General features: G+C 61.1%; 19 protein-coding genes. 16 read left to right on the top strand and 3 right to left on the bottom strand.

Going from position 1 to position 19,905, the window contains the following annotated elements; translation table 11 throughout:
- Positions 1 to 17: 17 nt before the first annotated feature.
- Positions 18 to 551, top strand: coding sequence for a 50S ribosomal protein L17 (rplQ, locus tag DD236_RS03610; RefSeq protein ID WP_109092980.1), 534 nt, complete (start codon positions 18 to 20; stop codon positions 549 to 551).
- 69 nt (positions 552 to 620) lie between these two features.
- Here rplQ and DD236_RS03615 read toward each other — a convergent pair whose 3' ends face one another.
- Positions 621 to 1,460, bottom strand: coding sequence for an ROK family protein (locus tag DD236_RS03615; protein ID WP_109092981.1), 840 nt, complete (start codon positions 1,458 to 1,460; stop codon positions 621 to 623).
- Between DD236_RS03615 and truA the strand changes: the two genes are divergently transcribed.
- The 5 genes from truA to DD236_RS03640 all read left to right on the top strand — a co-directional run bounded on the left by truA (position 1,459) and on the right by DD236_RS03640 (position 5,782).
- Entirely contained in the window at positions 1,459 to 2,346 is an 888-nt protein-coding gene (gene truA / locus DD236_RS03620; protein ID WP_109092982.1) for a tRNA pseudouridine(38-40) synthase TruA, read from the top strand. The two genes, DD236_RS03615 and truA, sit on opposite strands and share 2 nt — an antisense overlap.
- A 192-nt stretch (positions 2,347 to 2,538) precedes the next feature.
- On the top strand, positions 2,539 to 2,982 hold the full coding sequence (gene rplM / locus DD236_RS03625) for a 50S ribosomal protein L13 (protein ID WP_109092983.1): 444 nt from the start codon (positions 2,539 to 2,541) through the stop codon (positions 2,980 to 2,982).
- A 26-nt stretch (positions 2,983 to 3,008) separates the two neighbouring features.
- A complete protein-coding gene (rpsI, locus tag DD236_RS03630) occupies positions 3,009 to 3,497 on the top strand; it encodes a 30S ribosomal protein S9 (protein ID WP_109093282.1) in 489 nt (162 codons plus the stop codon).
- A 348-nt stretch (positions 3,498 to 3,845) separates the two neighbouring features.
- Entirely contained in the window at positions 3,846 to 5,195 is a 1,350-nt protein-coding gene (gene glmM / locus DD236_RS03635; RefSeq protein WP_109092984.1) for a phosphoglucosamine mutase, read from the top strand.
- Positions 5,195 to 5,782 (top strand): DedA family protein, encoded by a 588-nt coding sequence (locus tag DD236_RS03640; RefSeq protein ID WP_109092985.1) that lies wholly within the window; start codon positions 5,195 to 5,197, stop codon positions 5,780 to 5,782. The genes glmM and DD236_RS03640 overlap by 1 nt, the downstream gene beginning before the upstream one ends.
- 77 nt (positions 5,783 to 5,859) lie before the next feature.
- Here DD236_RS03640 and coaA read toward each other — a convergent pair whose 3' ends face one another.
- Positions 5,860 to 6,795 carry a type I pantothenate kinase gene (gene coaA, locus DD236_RS03645; RefSeq protein WP_109092986.1) on the bottom strand — a complete coding sequence of 312 codons (936 nt, stop codon included), beginning with the start codon at positions 6,793 to 6,795 and terminating at the stop codon, positions 5,860 to 5,862.
- Positions 6,796 to 6,888: 93 nt separating this feature from the next.
- Here coaA and glmS point away from each other — a divergent pair, with 93 nt between their 5' ends.
- Genes glmS through acpS form a run of 9 tightly spaced genes read left to right on the top strand, consistent with a single transcriptional unit; the run spans position 6,889 to position 15,287 of the window.
- Positions 6,889 to 8,748 carry a glutamine--fructose-6-phosphate transaminase (isomerizing) gene (glmS, locus tag DD236_RS03650; protein ID WP_109092987.1) on the top strand — a complete coding sequence of 620 codons (1,860 nt, stop codon included), beginning with the start codon at positions 6,889 to 6,891 and terminating at the stop codon, positions 8,746 to 8,748.
- 2 nt (positions 8,749 to 8,750) lie between these two features.
- The gene (locus DD236_RS03655; protein WP_109092988.1) at positions 8,751 to 10,268 is read left to right on the top strand and encodes a bifunctional ADP-dependent NAD(P)H-hydrate dehydratase/NAD(P)H-hydrate epimerase; all 1,518 of its coding nucleotides are present in this window, start codon (positions 8,751 to 8,753) and stop codon (positions 10,266 to 10,268) included.
- Complete coding sequence (gene alr / locus DD236_RS03660; protein WP_243409892.1) at positions 10,261 to 11,397, top strand: alanine racemase; 1,137 nt, start codon at positions 10,261 to 10,263, stop codon at positions 11,395 to 11,397. Before DD236_RS03655 ends, alr begins: the two co-directional genes overlap by 8 nt.
- Before the next feature lie 12 nt (positions 11,398 to 11,409).
- Complete coding sequence (tsaE, locus tag DD236_RS03665; RefSeq protein ID WP_243409893.1) at positions 11,410 to 11,913, top strand: tRNA (adenosine(37)-N6)-threonylcarbamoyltransferase complex ATPase subunit type 1 TsaE; 504 nt, start codon at positions 11,410 to 11,412, stop codon at positions 11,911 to 11,913.
- On the top strand, positions 11,910 to 12,716 hold the full coding sequence (locus tag DD236_RS03670; RefSeq protein ID WP_109092990.1) for a hypothetical protein: 807 nt from the start codon (positions 11,910 to 11,912) through the stop codon (positions 12,714 to 12,716). Before tsaE ends, DD236_RS03670 begins: the two co-directional genes overlap by 4 nt.
- Complete coding sequence (tsaB, locus tag DD236_RS03675; RefSeq protein WP_165819815.1) at positions 12,697 to 13,350, top strand: tRNA (adenosine(37)-N6)-threonylcarbamoyltransferase complex dimerization subunit type 1 TsaB; 654 nt, start codon at positions 12,697 to 12,699, stop codon at positions 13,348 to 13,350. The genes DD236_RS03670 and tsaB overlap by 20 nt, the downstream gene beginning before the upstream one ends.
- Positions 13,347 to 13,835 carry a GNAT family N-acetyltransferase gene (locus tag DD236_RS03680; protein WP_109092992.1) on the top strand — a complete coding sequence of 163 codons (489 nt, stop codon included), beginning with the start codon at positions 13,347 to 13,349 and terminating at the stop codon, positions 13,833 to 13,835. Before tsaB ends, DD236_RS03680 begins: the two co-directional genes overlap by 4 nt.
- Positions 13,810 to 14,853, top strand: coding sequence for a tRNA (adenosine(37)-N6)-threonylcarbamoyltransferase complex transferase subunit TsaD (gene tsaD, locus DD236_RS03685; RefSeq protein ID WP_109092993.1), 1,044 nt, complete (start codon positions 13,810 to 13,812; stop codon positions 14,851 to 14,853). The genes DD236_RS03680 and tsaD overlap by 26 nt, the downstream gene beginning before the upstream one ends.
- Positions 14,853 to 15,287, top strand: coding sequence for a holo-ACP synthase AcpS (gene acpS / locus DD236_RS03690; protein WP_207785672.1), 435 nt, complete (start codon positions 14,853 to 14,855; stop codon positions 15,285 to 15,287). The genes tsaD and acpS overlap by 1 nt, the downstream gene beginning before the upstream one ends.
- 20 nt (positions 15,288 to 15,307) lie before the next feature.
- Here the strand turns inward: acpS and DD236_RS03695 are convergent, their stop codons facing one another.
- Positions 15,308 to 16,501 (bottom strand): class I SAM-dependent methyltransferase, encoded by a 1,194-nt coding sequence (locus DD236_RS03695; protein WP_109092994.1) that lies wholly within the window; start codon positions 16,499 to 16,501, stop codon positions 15,308 to 15,310.
- 196 nt (positions 16,502 to 16,697) lie between these two features.
- Between DD236_RS03695 and DD236_RS03700 the strand changes: the two genes are divergently transcribed.
- Positions 16,698 to 19,838, top strand: a complete 3,141-nt coding sequence (locus DD236_RS03700; RefSeq protein WP_109092995.1) for an alkaline phosphatase — start codon at positions 16,698 to 16,700, stop codon at positions 19,836 to 19,838.
- Positions 19,839 to 19,905 lie beyond the last annotated feature (67 nt).

The following is a 19,905-nucleotide window of genomic DNA, read 5'->3' on the forward strand; positions in this document are numbered from 1 at the left end:
CATAGGAGACAATTACCATGCCTAAGCCCAAGAAGGGCGCGCGACTGGGTGGTTCCGCCGCCCACCAGCGCCACATTATTGCCAACATGTGCAAGGCGCTCATCGAGCACAAGTCGGTTACCACAACCGAAGCCCGTGCCAAGCTTGTTCAGCCCCACATGGAAAAGCTGATCACCAAGGCAAAGAAGGGCGATACCGCCAACCGCCGTCAGGCCCTCCGCGTCCTCAAGGACCGCGAGAGCGCCTACATCCTCTTCGAGGAACTCGCTCCTCTGTTTGCAGAGCGCGAGGGTGGCTACACCCGCATCACCAAGATCGGCGAGCGCCGCGGAGATAACGCTCCGATGGCCGTTCTCTCTCTGGTGACCGAGAAGGTTTCGCCCAAGCAGGAAGCCGTTTCTGAGGCAGAGAATGCCGCAAAGAAGGCCGCCGCTGTTGCAGAGGAGCCGGCTTCCGCCGAATCCTCTGCTTCGTCCGCATCGTCAGCTTCCTCCGCTTCGGCGGTTTCGGCTGAGTCCGCAGACAAAGCTTCCGAAGAGGAAGCTAAGTAGGGCAAATAGCTAAGGAGGGCCGGGACGCTGTAATGGCGTCCCGGCCCTTGCTGTATGCCCAGTGAAACCTTAGTCCGGTAGGTCCCAGGCCTCGTTTTCGGCGGCCTCCACGGCCCCGGTAGGCGCATCTGTCATCGCCCAAGCGCGCACGCCGCCATTCATCCCGGCTGCGTTGGGTACGAATACCACGTTATCGCCCAGCTTGCCGCGCACTGAGAGCACGATGCGGGCTGAGTTGCCGCCGCCTAGGTACAGCTTGTCCCAGCGGAACACCGGCCAGAGCGATTCGATGGCTCTGAGGACCCTGCGGGACCACGCGGTGTCTCCCAAGCGGATACGCTCGGCCTCTCCAATCACATCGTCGTAGGTGAGGCCCCATCGCATCGGTGCGTGGGAGATCTCCAGATGTGGCGCTAGCTTTCCGTTATCGAGCAGAGCGGTGCCCAACCCCGTGCCAAGAGTTACCATCAGCTCGATCCCGTTGCCTGAAACGACGCCGGCGGCGGCCACTTCGGCATCGTTCAAAACGAGGGAGGGAACCCCAAAGGTGGCCTCGAGGGAACGCGAGAGGTCCAAATCCTCCCAGGCGGTGGCCAATTCGGGGAGGATCTTAGTGTGGGGGCCGGCCTTACGGATGTAGTGCGGGGTGTAGACCACCACGCCGTGCCGGATCATGCCTGGCATACCCAGAGTGATGCGCTCGAAGCCGTCCACGTGAGACGCGTGCTTCTTGACGATACCCATGAGGTCCTCTGGCGGAAGCGGGTAGCGCAGGGCCGTCCGCTGGGCCTTTCCGATCTGGAAGCCGGCCCTATCAAGCAGGCTGGTCTTGATGCCGCCACCGCCGCAGTCTACGGAGAGTGTACGGAGCTTTGGGGTGGAGCCATCGGTATGGGACACTGCGTTCATGAGTTTGACCGTAGCGCATTTGGAACGCATTCGCCTCGATCTGGCATATGACGGCAGTCAATTTCACGGATGGGCGGGCCAGCCCGGGCTGCGGACCGTGGAAGGTGTGCTGGTGAAGGCGCTGGAGACACTGTTCCGGGAGCCGCTGGCCGTAACCGTGGCTGGGCGCACGGACGCCGGGGTACACGCGCGCGGGCAGGTGGTTCATGTGGATGTGGACTCTAAGATGCTGGCCGGGATGCCGGGCCGCTCGAACCGTGAGCCGTGCGAGGCGCTTGTAAGGCGCCTGAACGCATTGCTGGCGCGCGAATCAGGCGAACCAAAGGGGACGTCTGACGTGGTGGTCTATCGTGCCCGCGTGGTATTAGGGGAGTTTGACGCACGCTTTTCTGCGCTGCGGCGCACCTACACGTATCGGATATGCGACGAACCGGAGTATTGGGATCCGCTCCGTAGGCGGGACGTACTGTGGGTAGCTGAGCGGCTGGACGTGCCCGCCATGAACCGCGCAGCGGAGCGGCTGCTCGGCGAACATGATTTCATTTCCTATTGCAAGCCGCGCGAGGGCGCCACCACGGTTCGCGAACTTCAGCGTCTTGATGCGGTGCGGCGCGATAACCTTCTGGAGATCACTGCAACCGCCGATGCCTTTTGTCACTCGATGGTGCGCACGCTCGTGGGCACCCTCCTGAAGGTGGGCAGCGGGAGCCGAGACGAGGAATGGCCGCGGCGGCGGCTGGACGAGCGCTTGCGTAATGGCGAGGTGATCGTTGCCCCGCCACATCCACTCACCCTTCAGAGCGTCGACTATCCGGACAATGATCAGCTCGCGGCCCGCGCCGCCCAAACGCGGAACGTGCGGGGCCAGGAGGCGTGTGGCTGTTAACTATGTGGCCGATTCCATGCCCCGTACCTTTTGACCGGACCGGGTATAGCAACTATTCTTAAATGTTGTTGTGCACACTGCTTCTTTGGTGTATTCCCACTCGCCAGAGCAGAGTCCAACAATTGACCCTTATCCTCTGGGACGCAATGCTTCATTTTCGCGTCCCTACAACGAGAAACGAAGGCTACGCCCGTGCGCACGTATTCACCGAAGCCAGGCGACGTCGATACCAAGTGGTACATCATTGATGCCACCGATGTTGTCCTAGGCCGACTGGCAGCTCAGGTTGCCACCCTGCTCCGTGGGAAGCATAAGCCGACCTTCGCACCGCACGCCGACGGTGGCGATTACGTCATCGTCGTGAACGCAGACAAAATTGCGTTGACCGGAAGCAAGCGCGAGCAGAAGTTCGCGTATCATCACTCCGGTTTCCCGGGCGGTCTGAAGGCCACCTCATACACCGAGCTGCTCGCCACCAATCCTGAAAAGGCTGTGGAGAAGGCAGTGGCAGGAATGCTCCCGAAGAACACCCTCGGACGCCAGCAGCTGGACAAGCTGAAGGTATACCGCGGCAGTGAGCATCCACACAAGGCCCAGCAGCCTGAGCCCTACACGCTCAAGAAGATTGCTCAGTGAGCCTTCCCGGAACAGGACGTTTAAACATGGCTGAGACCACAATTGATACCGAGCTGGAAGATGAATTCTCCGGCTCATACACCTCGGAGACCGAGGCCGCCCAAACCGGTCAGGGTGCATCCCTGACCGCTCCAGGACAGGCCCTTGGCCGCCGCAAGCAGGCTGTTGCCCGCGTTCGTCTAGTCCCCGGCACAGGGGAGTGGAAGATCAACGGCCGCACCTTGGAGGATTACTTCCCGAACAAGCTGCATCGTCAGCTCGTGAACGATCCTTTCACCCTTCTTGATCTGGAAGGCCGCTTCGACGTTATTGCTCGCATTAACGGTGGCGGAATTTCCGGTCAGGCCGGCGCGCTTCGCTTGGGCATTGCCCGCGCCCTCAACGAGATCGATCGCGATAACAATCGCCCCGCTCTCAAGAAGGCCGGCTTCCTGACCCGCGATGCTCGCGCAGTCGAGCGCAAGAAGGCTGGACTGAAGAAGGCCCGCAAGGCTTCGCAGTTCTCCAAGCGCTGATCGATTTCGCGCAAGCGAGTTTATGCTCTCAAAATGAGGGGCTCTTCGGAGCCCCTCATTTTGTATGCTCATCCCCGCCCGGGATTGCGTCATATGTGGCTTTTGTCGGCTCCGAAACCACACCCACGCGGGCTCTCCTTGACCGAGGAGGATGATCGAGGGAGTAAACGTCGTCGCAGTTAAACTCACAACTAGAGATTTGGCGCAAAACCGCGGAATAGAAAGTGTTTCGTAGAGATCTGACGCAATCCCGGAGAGGGCGGAATTTACGACGCTGCCCATAAGTCGCGGCACCGAGCCTCCCACAAGTGCCATAATCATGGGGTAACAGCTTCCGAGGAGGAATATATGCCCCGCTTGTTCGGCACCGATGGCGTCCGTGGCTTGGCCAATAAAGAGGTCACAGCGAATCTTGCACTATCGCTTGGAGACGCGGCCGCCCGTGTCCTGACCAAGGAAACAGCCCCGGGCCGCCGGCCGCACGCGGTGATCGCGCGGGATACACGGGTTTCGGGGGCGATGCTCGCGCAGGCCGTGGCCGCAGGGCTCGCTGCCGCGGGCGTGGATGTGGATCACGTGGATGTTCTCCCAACCCCAGGGCTCGCCTATCTGACGGCTAGCGCGGATGTGGATCTGGGGGTCGTGATCTCCGCCTCCCACAACCCGATGGAGGATAACGGGATCAAGTTCTTCGCACGCGGAGGCTTCAAGCTGGAGGACGCCCTCGAAGATGAGATTGAGGGGTTGCTAGCCAAGACGTGGACCCGGCCGGTGGGTGAGGGCGTGGGACGCATTGAGAGCGCCGCCGAGACGGCCGATGAACGCTACATTACACATCTGGTGGACTCGATCGGGGTGTCTCTCGAATCCCTCAAGGTTGTTGTGGACTGTGCAAACGGTGCCACATCGCGTGTTGCCCCGGAGGCCTTGCGCCGCGCCGGCGCCGAAGTAGTTGTGATCAACGCTGAACCGGATGGCTATAACATCAATCTGCACTGCGGCTCCACCCATCCCGAACAGCTTCAGACGGCCGTGGTTGAGCACGGTGCCGATTTTGGAGTGGCGTTTGATGGCGACGCTGATCGTTGCCTCGCGGTAGACGCCAGCGGCACGCTCGTAGACGGCGACCAAATCATGGGCCTTCTGGCCATCGCCCTCAAGGATGAGGGAAAGCTGGCGAATAACACGCTGGTTGTCACCGTCATGTCCAATCTGGGCCTCATTCTGGCTATGAAGGACGCGGGCATCGAAACCGTGCAGACTGGCGTGGGCGATCGCTACGTGCTCGAGGCGATGCGAGCTGGCGGGTTCGTTCTGGGCGGCGAACAGTCCGGTCACATCATTGCGCTAGATCACGCGACCACCGGCGATGGCACTCTGACTGCCCTGCTTTTGGCTGAACGCGTGGTGCGCTCCGGTAAGCCGCTGGCCGAGCTGGCTTCAGTGGTGACTCGCCTTCCGCAAACCCTCATCAACGTCCCCAATGTAGACAAGCGGGCTGCCGCAAAAGACACCGAGCTGGCCGCCGCGGTTGCAGCCGCAGAGGTTCGGCTGGGCCGTACCGGACGCGTGCTGCTGCGCCCCTCGGGAACGGAACCGCTGGTGCGCGTGATGGTGGAGGCCGCTACCCAAGCCGAAGCGGACGAAGTGGCTTCCTCGCTCGCTGGGGTAGTGAAAGACCGGTTGTCCCTCAGTTAATGGAGGAATGGCTCCTTGAGTCCGCGGGTTCACCGTGGGCCCTTCCACTTTTGTGGCTTCTTGTTGTTGGCGATGGCGTAATCCCAGCGGTGCCCTCAGAGGTATTCCTCATCTCGCTGGCGTCTTTGGCAGTCCAGGGAGAGGGTGTACCTCTTGCGGGTTTGGCCGCTGTTGCATTTTTCGGTGCCTTCGTGGGGGAGAACATCGCGTATAGCATCGGCGCGCTGATCCCGATAGACCGGATGAAGTACTTCAACGAAGGCTCGGGGCACCGGCGCGTCCGGATGGTTCGTGATCGGTTGCGCACGCACGGCTCCGCCTATATTCTCGCAGCTCGGTTTATCCCCGGCGTACGCGTAGTTGTGAACATCAGCGTGGGCGCTGCCGGCTTCCCCCGCTCTCGTTTCATGGGTCTGGCTGCCGCCACCTCCGCGTTGTGGACCGCGTACATGATCGCGATGGGTGCGGGCGCGGGACACCTGTTTTCCGGGCAGCCGTTGCTTTCCGTTGTGGTGGGGATTGTGGCGGGCACGGCCATTGGTATGGTGCTTGATCGGGTGCTTTCGCGCCGGACAGGCTCCGAGTAGTGGTGGTTGCTTCCCGCAGGTTGACGCAACCTCACACAACCCGCTGTAGATTTGACGCAAAACCGAGGGCGGGGCGCTTACAACTTGCGGAGAAGTACCTCAGAAATCGTGTGGTCGCTCCCCTTGCGCAGAACAATATCGGCCCGTGAGCGGGTGGGCTCAATGTTATCGAGAAGATTCGGTAGATTCACGGTGTTCCAGACGTTGTGCGCGTAGGCGGCCAATTCATCATCGGGCATAAAAGCGAACTTGTAGAAGTAAGCCTCAGGCTTGGTGAAGGCGAGTTTGCGCAGCTTGAAGATGCGCTCGAGGTACCAACGCTGTATATCCTCGGCCGTGGCGTCCACGTAGATGGATAGATCAAAGAAATCGGAGACGGCGTAGAGCTCGCGAGTGGAGGTCACGCGCGCGGGCTGAAGGACGTTGAGTCCCTCGATGATGAGGATATCCGGGTGATTGACGGTCTGAAGCGCGCCGGGGATGATGTCATAGGTGACGTGATCGTAGACCGGAGCACTCACTTGGGCCGCGCCGGCTTTGATCTGCTGGAGGAATGCCATGAGGGCAGCGCGATCGTAAGATTCGGGGAAACCCTTGCGGTCCATGATGCCGCGTTCTTCGAGAACCGAGTTGGGGAAGAGGAATCCATCGGTAGTCACTAGGTCCACTTTGGGAGTGGCGGGCCAGCGCCGCAGGAGCTCGCGCAAGAGCCGTGAGGTGGTGGACTTACCTACGGCCACAGAGCCGGCCACGGCGATGACGAAAGGCGTGCGCTGCTCGCGAACCCTGAGGAACTCGGAGGTACGGGTGTGGAGGCGCCCAACCTCGGCCGTGTACATCTGAAGGAGTGCCGAAAGGGGGCGGTAAACCGCATCCGCCTCGGCCAGATCGATAGGGTCACCGAGCGCGGAGAGCCGCCGAATGTCTGAATGGGTCAGTGGTAGCGGGGTGGATTGCGCCAGAGCGCTCCACTGCTCGTGAGAGAAACTCAGCACGTGATTTGCCGTCTCCATATCGTGTAACTTTACGGGGTGCTGCGAGGCTTTGCTTGGAAAACCATCTGCTGTGTTAGCCGACTAACGGGTTCGGGCCGCTAGAATGTGAGCATGTGCGGAATTGTTGGATATGTAGGGCCGCAGGCCCCCTCAAACAGACCACTTGACGTTGTGTTGGAGGGCCTTTCGAGGCTCGAATACCGCGGCTACGATTCGGCGGGCGTTGCCCTAGCCGGAAAAGATGGCATGCACGTGGCCAAGCGCGCCGGACGCTTGGATAACCTGCGCCAAGAGCTCGCGGATCATTCGGCGCCTCCAGCAACCACGGCAATCGGCCACACGCGGTGGGCCACCCACGGCGGACCCACCGATAACAACGCCCATCCACATGTCAGCTTCGACGGCCGGGTTGCCGTGGTCCACAACGGCATCATTGAGAACTACCGGGAGTTGGCAGAAGAGCTCGCTGATCGTGGTGTCTCTGTCACCTCCCAGACGGACACGGAAATTGCGGCTCATCACCTAGCTCTTCTGCTCGAGGATGGTGCGGATCTGCTTGACGCCATGTGCACGCTGGCCCGCCGCCTCGAAGGCTCCTTCACCCTCGTGGCTCTTGATGGCCAGAACCCCGAGGCGATCGTGGCAGCCCGCCGTAACTCGCCCCTTGTGGTGGGACTGGGAGACGGAGAGAACTTCCTCGGCTCCGATGTAGCGGCGTTCGTGGGGCAGACCCGCCGCGCCCTTGAGCTTGGTCAGGACCGCATCGTCAAGGTCAGCTCCAACAACGTAGATGTGGTGGACTTCGAGGGCCAGCCTCAGGAGGGCCATCCCTTCGAGGTGGACTGGGACGTTAACGCCGCAGTTAAGGGCGGCTATGACACCTTCATGGATAAAGAAATCCACGAAGAGCCCATGGCGGTAGCCGAAACGCTGCGCGGCCGTACTTCCCCCAGCGGCCGCCTGATGCTGGACGAGATGCGGATCGGCGAATCCGTACTCCGGAGCATCGACAAAATCATCGTGGTTGCCTGCGGTACGGCAGCGTATGCCGGCCACGTGGCCAAGTACGCGATCGAGCACTGGTGCCGCATCCCTGTGGAAGTGGAGCTGGCCCACGAATTCCGCTATCGCGACCCGGTAGTGAACGAGAAAACCCTTGTGGTGGCCATCTCACAGTCCGGTGAAACAATGGATACCCTCATGGGAATCCGCCACGCCCGCGAGCAGGGTTCGAAAGTCCTCGCGATCGTCAACACGCACGGTTCCACGATCGCCCGCGAATCGGATGCGGTGCTCTACACGCACGCTGGCCCAGAGGTGGCCGTGGCCTCCACGAAGGCGTTCATCGCTCAGATCACCGCGTGCTACCTGCTGGGCCTGTATCTGGCGGAGCTGCGCGGCAACAAGTACGAGGATGAGGTGGCCACGTACCTGGACGAGTTGGGGAAGATGCCCGGCCGTATCGAAGAGGTACTGGAGTCCGAAGAGGATATTCGGGAGTTCGCCCGTTCGCTCGCGGACGCTACCTCTGTCCTGTTCCTCGGTCGCCACGTGGGATATCCGGTAGCGATGGAGGGCGCGCTCAAGCTGAAGGAGCTCGCCTACATACACGCGGAAGGCTTTGCGGCTGGCGAGCTCAAGCACGGCCCGATCGCCCTCATCGAGCAGGATCTGCCCGTTTTCGTAATTGTCCCGACCCCACGCCGCCCACTCCTTCACTCGAAGGTAATCTCCAACCTGCAGGAGGTCCGCGCCCGGGGTGCCCGCGCCATCGCCATCGCGGAAGAAGGGGATACCGAGGCCGAAGCATATGCAGAGAAGGTGTTCTGGGTTCCGCGCACCACGCCAACCCTCATGATGCCGCTGGTCACGGTAGTGCCGCTGCAGATCTTTGCTAGCGAGCTGGCGCGAGTCAAGGGCTATGACGTTGATAAGCCCCGAAACCTCGCCAAGTCGGTCACGGTGGAGTAGCCATGTTACGTGCATACAGAAGTGACGATGTTCGCCAAGCCGAGGCTCCACTCCTAGAACGTGGTGTGCCGCTGATGGATCGCGCGGCCGCGGCCCTTGCTACTGAAGTGATCCGGCGGGTCCGCGCCCTCGGCAACCGGGTTCCGGGCACTGAGGTGCTCGGGCTGGTTGGCAGCGGAAATAACGGCGGCGACGTCCTGTTCGCGCTGGCTCGTTTGGCCCGGCGTGGTGTGTCCGCCTCGGCGATCTTGACCGGAACGCCACACGCCGCAGGATACGCGGCCGCTTCCCGGGCGGGAGTCCGTTTCGCGGATGCTGGAACCTTGCGCAGTCTGGCCGAATCTGCCGAGGTGTGGATTGACGGCCTAGTTGGGATCGGCGCCCGTGGCCCGCTGCGTGAGCCGGCGTTGGAAATTGTGCGCGAGTTAGAGGAAGTGCGAGTTGGTAGGCCCGTTGAGCCGTTAGTTATTGCTGCGGATCTTCCGTCCGGAATTGGGGCCGACGACGGCACGGTCCCCGGCCTTGCCCTGCGCGCGAATGTCACTGTGACGATGGGGATCGCAAAACCCGGCCTAGTGCTGGATCCCGGGCGCAGATACGCGGGTGAGATCGTTCAGGTTCCGTTAGGTCTCGAAGAGTTTCTGCCCAGCGAGCCCGCACTGCTGTCCGTAGGTGCTCGCGACATCGCGGACATGTGGGACGTTCCCGGTCCAGATTCGCATAAGTACAGCCGTGGGGTTGTGGGAGTCATGACGGGATCGCTCCGCTACCCAGGCGCGGCGCTGCTTTCTACCAGCGCCGCCCTCGCGGGAGGAGCCGGCATGGTGCGCTATGCCGGCCCGCGGGAGACATCTCGCCTCGTGGTGAGCCAACACCCTGAGATTGTGACCGATATGGGACGCGTTCAGGCGTGGGTGCTCGGGTCGGGTGTGAATATGGATGATCCCGAGGCAGCAAGTGAGGTGGCGCGCCGTCTTCAGGAATCCATCACTGCGGGCATTCCCGTGGTACTTGACGCCGGGGCCATCACCCTTCTAGGTAGCATCGATGTCCCTTCAACAGTGGTGATCACCCCGCACGCCGGCGAACTAGCTGAGCTGCTAGCTGCCCGCGGGGAGCCGTTGAGCCGCGAGGAAATCGCAGCGGCCCCGTCTCGCGCCGCACGCCTTGCCGCTACATTAACGGGGGCTACCGTACTTCTTAAAGGATCGGTGGATGTGGCCTGCGCTCCGGACGATCCACTGTGGGCTCAGGGTGGAGCGGCCGGATGGCGTGCCACCGCAGGAGCCGGCGATGTGCTGGCGGGCCTGCTCGGATCCATCTTGGCCCAGTGGGGCGATGAGCTTGCCGATCTAGGCAAGGGACATGGGATACCCGCACGTCTAGCCGCTGCGGCAAGTTATATTCATGGCCGGGCAGCGGCCATCGCGTACGGCACTGGCAGGCCCATCGTGGCCAGCGAGATTGCTGGCGCGATTCCGCAGGCTATTGGAGAGGCTCTGGCGAGCACCGGTGAGTGACTTGTTTCCTGCGCGGGCAGATATTGATCTGGATGCGATCGCGTCAAACCTTGGTGTAGTCCGAGACGCGGTAGAGGGCCAGAAGCTCTTGGGCGTTGTCAAGGCCGATGCCTACGGGCACGGGCGAGCCGAATGTGCCCGAGCACTGCTTGGGGCAGGCGCCGACTACCTGGGCGTTGCTCAGGTGGCCGAGGCCCTTAATCTGCGAGAAGAGGTTGGGGCAGGCCCGCGAATCCTCGCGTGGATCTACGCGCCGGGAGCGGACCTAGAGGCCGCGCTCGCCGCCGATATCGAGCTGTCCGTCGGGGCCTTCTGGGCACTGGACCAGCTTGCCGTGGCCGCGCGTTCTACCGGCATTACCGCGCGGATTCACCTGAAGGCGGACACGGGGATGGCCCGTGGCGGCTTCAACCTGCAGGATTTGCCGGAGGCGGCGCACCGAATTCGGGGACTCGTTGCGGAAGGAGTGTTCGAGCTCCAGGGCCTGTGGAGTCACCTCGCGCGGGCCGACGATGTGGACTGCGGGCTAACCGAAATCCAGATTGAGCGTTTCGAGGAGGCGCGGTCAACCGTCAAGGCTGCAGGCCTAGACCCGGTGCTCTGCCATCTTGCGGCCTCGGGCGGGGCGCTCTGGCATCCAGGGGCTCGCTATGACATGGTCCGCCCGGGCATTGTTTTGTACGGCCTATCGCCCAACCCGAATCACCGCACCGCTGCCCAGATGGGTTTGAAGGCAGCGATGACGCTGAGCGCGGACCTCATCGTGGACCGCGAGGTTCCCGCTGGTACCGGTGTTTCCTACGGCCACACGGCCCACACGGAAGAGGACACCCGGCTTGGGGTTGTCCCACTCGGTTATGCGGACGGGATTGACCGCAAGGCCTCCAACGTTGCTCCGCTGGTAATTAATAGCCAGCCCACGAAGATCATGGGCAGGGTGTGCATGGACCAATTTGTTGTCACGCTTCCCGAAGGTGCCACCGCGGGAGACCGTGCGTACCTCTTTGGAGATGTTGGAGCGGGCCTCCCAACGGCTGACGATTGGGCTGAGGCAATGGGAACAATTGGCTACGAGGTGGTCACTTGCCTTGGGGCGCGCGTTCCGCGGCGTTATCATGGCGAAGGCTAACAGGAGGAAAGTATGGAGCTAACGGTTGCCGAAGCTGATGACATGCGCCAACTTGGCGAGGTGTTGGGCACGAAGCTGATCGGGGGAGACCTCGTGATGCTCGATGGCCCACTGGGTGCTGGCAAAACTACCCTGACCCAAGGAATCGCCAAGGGAATGGATGTGACTGGCCGAGTGGCCTCGCCAACATTCGTGATTGCGCAGGTTCATCATCCACGGACGTCCGGCCCCGATCTTGTTCACGTGGACGCCTACCGCCTCGCATCCTTAGACGAACTGGACGCCCTTGACTTGGATGCCTCGCTTGAGGAATCCGCCACGGTGGTGGAATGGGGCGAAGGCAAGGTGGAGGTTCTCACCGAGGATCGGCTCATTTTGACGATCATTCGCCCCGAGGGCTCAGATGAGGGCGACGAAGTTGAGGATCTTTCGGTGGATGCGCCACGGACCGTCGTCGTTAAAACTACGGGTCCTAGGTCCGAACAATTAGCCGAACAACTCCGGGACTCTTTGTGAAACTGGCGCGGCTCGTCACCGCCCTGTTCCTTCTACTGGTGGGGGCAGCACCGGCGAACGCAGCAACCGGGGAGGCAGAGGACTGGTTCGCAGACTCGGCCGTAAGCGTGGTGCGCTCCCACGCGGCGGAATCGCTCCCGGAGCTGACCACGGATCAACTGGCAAATCTGACCGTGGGCGACCCGGTGCGCGCCGCAACCTTCAGCGGAACGGAAGGCGAATACGAGGAGTCGAACATATGGGTAGCACCAATTTCGGTGGACGATGCCGTGGTAGGGACCGTGGCATCGCGGTTTGTATCCGGTTCCTCCGAACAGGTGGAGATTACGGCGGACACTTCGTTTGGCGAAGCGATCACCGCCGTTCCCGAGGACTCACAGGTAGTTATCGAGCCAGCGTTTGGCAGCAACGGGCATTTGGGCGGCTGGTTCCTTGTGGGGGAAACAGTCAGTCCGCTGGACTCGGTGGCGCGATCAATCCTGGCCGGGGAGGTGTCCCAAACACTTTTTGAGGAAATCCGCTCGGATCTGATCAGCTCCGATGGCGTTCCCGAGGAAACCGCTGCGGCCGAGGATAGCGGTTCATCCACGGGCACGATCGTCCGCACCGTCATCATCGTGCTGGTGGTGCTACTGATCGTCGTGGGGCTGCTTGTATGGCTACGGCGCGATCTTTCCGATAACGCCGGGGTCAAGCGGCGCGAGCGTGTGGCTGCGCCTACCGGAGATGAAGTCAAAGTGCTCGAGCGTCCACAGCGTAGATTTAGACGAGAAGAGAAAACGAATGAAGATTCTGACGATTGATACCTCGGACCTCTCGGTGGTCGGGTTGGCCGAAGCCGAGGGCGAAGTGCGCACGGTGGCCTGTGAGGTATCCGAGGATTCCCGACACCACGCCGAAACCCTGACTCCGATGGTTCAGGCCGTGCTTGGCGGGGTGCGCCCCGATGCCGTGGTGGCTGGAACCGGACCAGCGGCCTTCACGGGGCTGCGCGCCGGGCTGGTGACCGCGCGCACTCTCGCGCGGGCGTGGGACGTGCCGCTGTACGGAGTTTCTTCGCTCGAGGCGCTGGCCTTGGCTGGGAGCCGGCTCGGGTACAACAACGTGGTTTCTGTGATTGATGCCCGCCGCAAGGAGCTGTTTGTGCTTCGCGCCCGGCCCATGAGCGGGGATGACGTGGAGATTCTGGATGGCCCCCGGATCGTCAGGCCCGCAGATCTTCCGGAGATGTTGGAGGCTGATCCGGGCCAGCTCGTGGTTGCCCGCGACGGCTTGGGGCTGGAGGGCGCCCTAGTGGCGCAGTGTGCGCCGGATGTCATGGCCTCCCTTGCGCTCTCCCATCTGACGCGCAGCCAGGCCGGTGAGGACATCGATCTGGGAACCGAGCCTCAGTACTTGCGCCGCCCCGACATTCAGGGGACGCCAGCCGGCAAATGAGTAGTAGGTTCGTAATCCCGCGCCCCTCGTGGGCCGGGCGATGTGCGGCTTTCGACGATCGTGTGTTCGGGGCGGAGGCTTGGCCCTTAGCCGTGTGGGAGCACGAGCTTGGTTCTACGGCTGCCTCCTATCGGGTGCTCGTGCGCGGCGGCGGGATTGCGGCGCTGCCAGAGATCTTGGCGCTTGGCGGCGTTTCGGCCGGGGTGGACGCGGAGATATTGACGTTGGGTGTCGCAGAAGCGGCGCGTGGTCAGGGCATCGGCGGGGAGCTTCTGGACGAACTTCTGGAGATCGCGTGGGCTGGTGGCGCCGAGCAGGTGTTCTTGGAGGTTCGCGCAGGGGAGGCCGGAGCGGCCGCACGGCACCTATATGGCACTCGCGGTTTCGAGATTGTAGGTGAGCGGCCGAACTATTATCACGGGGAGGACGCCCTTATCATGCGTAGTACACTGGGGAATCGTGAGCATTACAATCCTCGGCATTGAAACCTCGTGTGATGAGACCGGAATCGCGGTAGTTCGCGATGGGGAGCTTTTGGCGGACGTTACCGCTACCTCCATGGACGAATACGCCCGCTATGGCGGCATCATCCCGGAGATCGCCTCGCGTGCCCATCTTCAGACGATGGTTCCCACGCTGGACGCGGCCTTAGAGAAGGCAGGCGTAGAGCTGAGCGAAATCGATGCCATCGCCGTGACGGCCGGGCCGGGGCTTATCGGATCGCTCACGGTGGGGGTTTCTGCGGCAAAGGCGCTGGCACTAGCGCTGGACAAGCCCCTGTACGGCATCAACCACATCATTGGGCATCTGTGCGTGGACGAGCTTGTGGATGGGCCGTTCCCCGAGCACTTCATCGGGCTGGTAGTTTCCGGCGGGCACTCCTCCATTCTGCGCGTGGGCAACATCGCCACGGATGTGGAAGAACTGGGAGGCACGCTGGACGACGCCGCCGGCGAGGCCTTCGATAAGGTGGGGCGGCTTCTGGGCCTTCCCTATCCCGGTGGTCCCCACATTGACAGGCTCTCCAAGGAAGGCGATCGGGACGCGATTCGGTTCCCGCGTGGCCTAACCGCCGGCAAGGACAAAGTTCGCCACCAGTACGATTTTTCCTTCTCGGGTCTGAAAACGGCCGTGGCTCGCTACGTCGAGGGCCTAGAAGACCGCGGCGAGGAAGTCCCTACCGCCGATGTTGCCGCCGGATTCAGCGAGGCCATCAACGATGTGCTCACCATGAAGGCGCTGAACGCCTGCGAGACTTTTGGCTACGACACCCTTGTAGTGGGCGGCGGCTTCTCCGCGAACTCCCGCCTGCGCGAGCTGGCTGCCGAGCGTGCCGCCGAACGCGGCATCACCGTACGCATCCCACCGATCCGCTACTGCACTGATAACGGGGCCATGGTGGCTTCCCTCGGATACGAGCTGGTCCGTAACGGCATCGAGCCGTCCGGCCTTGGGATCACGGTGGACACTGGAATGGACCTCAACAAGATTGTCATGCGGTAATGATCGCCGGCATCGGCACGGACATCGTGGACCTTCGTTCCTTTCGGGAGCAGTTAGCCCAGCCCGGGTCTCAGTTCGATCGAGTATTTACCGGGCGGGAACGGCGCGCGGCGGCCGAGCGGGCTCGGGACCATGCCGTGCCGGGAACGTCGGGTGATGCTGCCCCTCATCTGGCCGCGAGGTGGGCCGCCAAAGAGGCCTTCGTTAAGGCGTGGAGCGCGGGTATTTACGGCCGTCCTCCTGTGGTTGGTGAAGAGTCCGTGTGGGCGTTGATTGAGGTTGTGGCCGATAAATGGAATCGGCCATGTATCTCCCTCTACGGTGACGTGTTGACCGCTGTTGCCCAAAGCCTCGGCCCCGTGGCCACCCACGTTTCCCTTTCCCACGATGGAGACTTTGCCACGGCTACCGTGGTGATCGAGTACGCGGATTAAGAACGACGACGAACTCATCGTCAGCGCTCGCGGGTTGCCAGCACGGCGCGGTGCCGGCCAAGGAGTGGCGTGAGGATGAGGACCGCTCTCGCACCCTTCGCCTTCTTGAGGCTCAGCTTTCGCCGGAATTCTTCTGGTGTCACGTCTGTTCCACGCTTCTTGATTTCTAGTTGGCCAATGCCCTCGCGCTGAAGGGCCTTCTTGACGGCCTTGGGGTTCATCGGGAGCACCTCACGCACGCGGAAGGCGCCCAGCAGGTCACTTTCAACCGGTTCGCCAGTCAGGTAGGCAATGCCCTCAGAGACGGGCGCAAGATCTAATTCACCGGCAAGGCGTTCTATGCCGCCAGCGCGAATGACGGCTGGATCAGGTTCGTAGATGTATGGGCCGAGCTCTCTGGCGGCAACGGGCACCACTGGCTCGGCTGGAGATCCGGAGGCCGCCTCAAACGTCAGGGTCTTTGAATCGCGCAGCATGAGCGCGCTGCGCCCGGGCTTTGGAGCGGCGACCCCTAGCCATACAACGGCCTCGATTAGCTCCCGATCGGCGCTGATCCACTGGACGTGGGCATCATCCGGGAGGTACTCGTAGGCAACACCTGGTGCTACCTTGATGCCGGCCGCGGGGAATTTCCGGGCTAACGCGATAGCCTCGGAGAAGCGAGGTTGCCACTCCTCGGGATCGGTGAGGCGCTTGCCGTTGGCGCGCCGCGCAGGATCGAGCCACAGGGCGTCCGCACCAAGCTCGGACAAATCCAGTGCGAAAGCGTCCGCCTCAATCACACGCGCCTCGGGAAAAGCACGAAGGTTGAAGGCGGCTGCCTCGGCCGTCTCGTGATCGCGCTCGATTGCCGTAACGCCCAGTCCAAGCCCGGCAAACGTCAGTGAATCTGCTCCGATTCCACATCCGAGATCCACCACGTGGCGCGCTCCGGCGCGCCGCAAGCGAGCCGCGTGATGCCCGCCAATCTGAAGCCGTGTGGCCTGCTCCAGCCCGGCCGCGGTGAACATCATCCCATTTGCGAAATCTCCGAACTTCTCGTGAGCCTTGAGCCTCAGCCGTGACTGGGTGAGTGCGGCGGCAACCAAGTCAGCGGTGTACCCCTGTTCGCGAAGCCTCGTGGTTAAAGCAAACGCGTTGGCTTCGTCGTAGGGAGGAAGCGAGGCAAGGAGTGCTTGGCCGCTCGCGGATTTGAGTTGGTTGATCGTGCCCACACGCCGATCCTCTCATATGGCGCGTTGCAACTCCGTGGCATGACCGGTACGGTTGAGATGTAGCTCACTATTTCTTAGTCCAGCGCTGGAACCCACCAGTGAGCGCCTAGCATCCGTAATCGGAATTGCTAGCCATTAAAAAGTACGCGACATTTCCAACCCGCGGCCAAAGTAGGCCGTGTGAGGAGAAAAAGAAATGCCTCTGCCCAAACGATTAGGAATTATTGCAGCCGCTCTAGCGCTCGTGACTACCCCACTTGCTGCCGCTGCCGATACGCAAGAAGAAGAATCAACCAACGGCCCTGAAACATGCATTACCAAGGAAGCTGATGGATCGGTCAGAGTCTTAGAACCCGGTGACTGTGCCCAGTTCGGAAAGGAAGGGCCCGGACGCACAGATGCCAAGGCTCGAAATGTCATCCTCATTATTGGTGACGGCATGGGCCAACAGGAAATAACTGCGGCCCGCAACTATCTTGAAGGTGCGGCAGGAAGGTTCAACGGCTTAGATAGTTTCGTTGCCGCTGGCACCTATACCCACCATTCTGTTAATAAGGATGGCTCCTTCCAATACCGGACCGATTCGGCATCCTCGGCCACCGCGTGGGCCACGGGTACCAAAACATACGATGGCGCGATCGGTGTGGATCTGGCCGGTGAGCCGGTTCAGAATCTGCTAGAGATGGCCAAGAATGGCGGGATGAGAACGGGCAATGTTTCCACTGCCGAGATTCAGGATGCCACGCCCGGAGCAATGGGTGCGCATGCTCTTCATCGCAAGTGTTATGGCCCCGAGGAATCCAACCATGAGGATTGCCAAGGTGAAGAGTTTGCCTCGCAGTACCGTGAGAATGGTGGATTAGGCTCGATTTCGGAACAGATCGTTGATACCCGAGCGGATGTTACTTTGGGTGGCGGGCTCGCGGCTTTCAACGAGTCAGTTGTAGAAGGAGGCGAGGCTCGCAGCCCGTTCGTCGATTCATCTACTACATGGACTGAGGGAGACACCGTCCTGGAGAACGCAGAAGATAACGGCTTCCAGGTGGTGACGGATAAGGATGCTCTAGCGGACATTTCGGAGGCCAATCAGGATGGCCCTCTACTTGGACTGTTCAACGATGGGAATATGACCACCCGCTTTGAACCCAGCACGCCCAGTGTTGGAGGTACCCAAGAGGAGCCCGTGACGTGTGAATTGCAGGATACCGGGGATGAACCGGAGCTTGCGGACATGACCACCAAGGCGATTGAGCTTCTGGATGATCCGGAAGCTGAAGATGGATTCTTCTTGCAGGTTGAATCTGCGTCCGTTGACAAAATGAGTCATGAGGCGAACTCGTGCGGGATGATCGGGGAAGTGGCCCGGATTGATGAAGCGATCACCGCGGCCCTCGACTTCGCTGAAGAAGATGGTGAGACGCTGGTGATGGTCACGGCGGATCACTCGCATTCCACCCAGATTCTCGAAGATGACACGGAAACCGTTTCTCCTGCCACAAGGCTCACAACGGAGGACGGCGTTGGCCAGTCCCTCGGCTATGGCACTATGCCAGCTGAGGAAGTGACGGATGATCCGGACGTTTCCCTTCAGCACAGCGGTGCCCAGTTGAGGATCGCCGCATACGGCCCCGGAGCTGAGAACGTGATTGGCCAGACCGACCAAACTGACACCCATTACACGATTGCCAATGCGCTCGAATTGGGTGATTGGGAGGTGGCTGAGGTCAATCCCGATCTGCAAGTTGACGTGACTAAAGCGGCGGAACCCGTTGATGCCCGTGAGACGTGCTATCTGATGAATGAAGATGGCTCGCTTGCTCCGGGGGCAGGCGATTGTGCCCAGTTTGGTACGGAGGGCCAACAGATCGATGACGAACAGGCAAAGAATGTAGTTATCGTGATTGCTGACGGCACGGGTGATTCTGAGATCACCTCCGCCCGAAACTATCTCCACGGCGCGAACGGCAGGCTTGAAGGCATAGACGAGCTTCCGTTCACAGGCATGGCCACCACCTTCTCGTTGGAAGCTGAGAATGGACTGCCGGACCTCGTAACCGATTCATCGGCATCTGCATCTGCGTGGACTACAGGTGTGAAGACGTATGACGGTGCTGTGGCTGTTGACCTCAACGGCGAACCTGTTCCAACACTCGCGGAGCTAGCTCGCAAAGACGGAATGAAGGTTGGGAACGTCAGCACGGCCGAGATTCAGGACGCTACTCCATCCTCCTTCGCCGCTCATGCGCTCGATCGCAAGTGTTACGGACCCGAGGAGGAGAAGAACGATGAATCCTGCCAAGGTGAGGATTTCGCCTCTCAGTATCGTGAGAATGGCGGCCTCGGTTCTATATCCGAGCAGATCGTAGACCTGCGGGCAGATGTGACACTTGGCGGAGGTTCAGATGCATTCGATCAGATTGTCCAAGCGGGCGGCAACTGGGGAGGCAATACCTGGACGGAAGGCGATTCGGTCCTAGATAACGCCAAGAGCCAAGGATATCAAGTGGTCACAACTGCCGACGAACTAGACGGCATCTCCGCGGCCAATACTGAGGAACCCGTTCTAGGATTGTTCTCGGAGGGCAACTTCCCTCGCAACTACGAGCAGTCGATTCCCGAAATCGACGGGGCAACAGGTGAGGCAATCGAATGCTCTCCGAACCCCGAGCGGCCGGATTCCATCCCCGCCTTGGATCATATGACCACAACGGCGATGGACCTGCTCCAAAATGACGAGGGATTCTTGCTTCAAGTTGAGGCTGCATCGGTAGATAAGGCTAACCATGACGCGGACTTCTGTGGGCAGGCCGGAGAGTTTGAAGAATACGATCAAGCAGTTCAGGCGGTGAGAAACTGGGTGGAAGAAAGCGGTGAACCGACGTTGTTGGTTGTGACCACGGATCACGCGCACACCTCCCAGATCACCACGATTGATCAGAACACTTCGGGGTTAACGAGCAGAATTGTCACGGCCGATGGCGATGACATGGTGATTAACTACGCCACTGCTGCATCGAATGACCATGATGTTGCCCTTGGCGGACAGAACCACACGGGCACACAGATGCGCGTTGGTGCAGAAGGGCCGGGCGCCCGCAATCTGCTGGGCCAGATTGATCAGACCGATATAGCGTTCGCGGTATCAAATTCGCTTGGGTTGGACTTCGTAGAACACGAAATTGATCTGAGCCCACAGTGGGACAGTGAAGCGCAATACCCCGTTACAGATAGTGGCAGTACCAATACGGTGTGGATCATTGTGGGCGCTGTAGTGCTGGTTGGCGTGGTAGCGATCCTTGTCTATACGCTCAACGCGAGAAGAAAGAGGGAGGACTGAGCTGGCACTCGCCCTAACCGAGTGCTAACCTTCTTAGTGGACGTAGCTTCGGCTACGGCTTGTGCCC

Source organism: Ancrocorticia populi, assembly GCF_003123745.1.
GTDB lineage: Bacteria > Actinomycetota > Actinomycetes > Actinomycetales > Actinomycetaceae > Ancrocorticia > Ancrocorticia populi.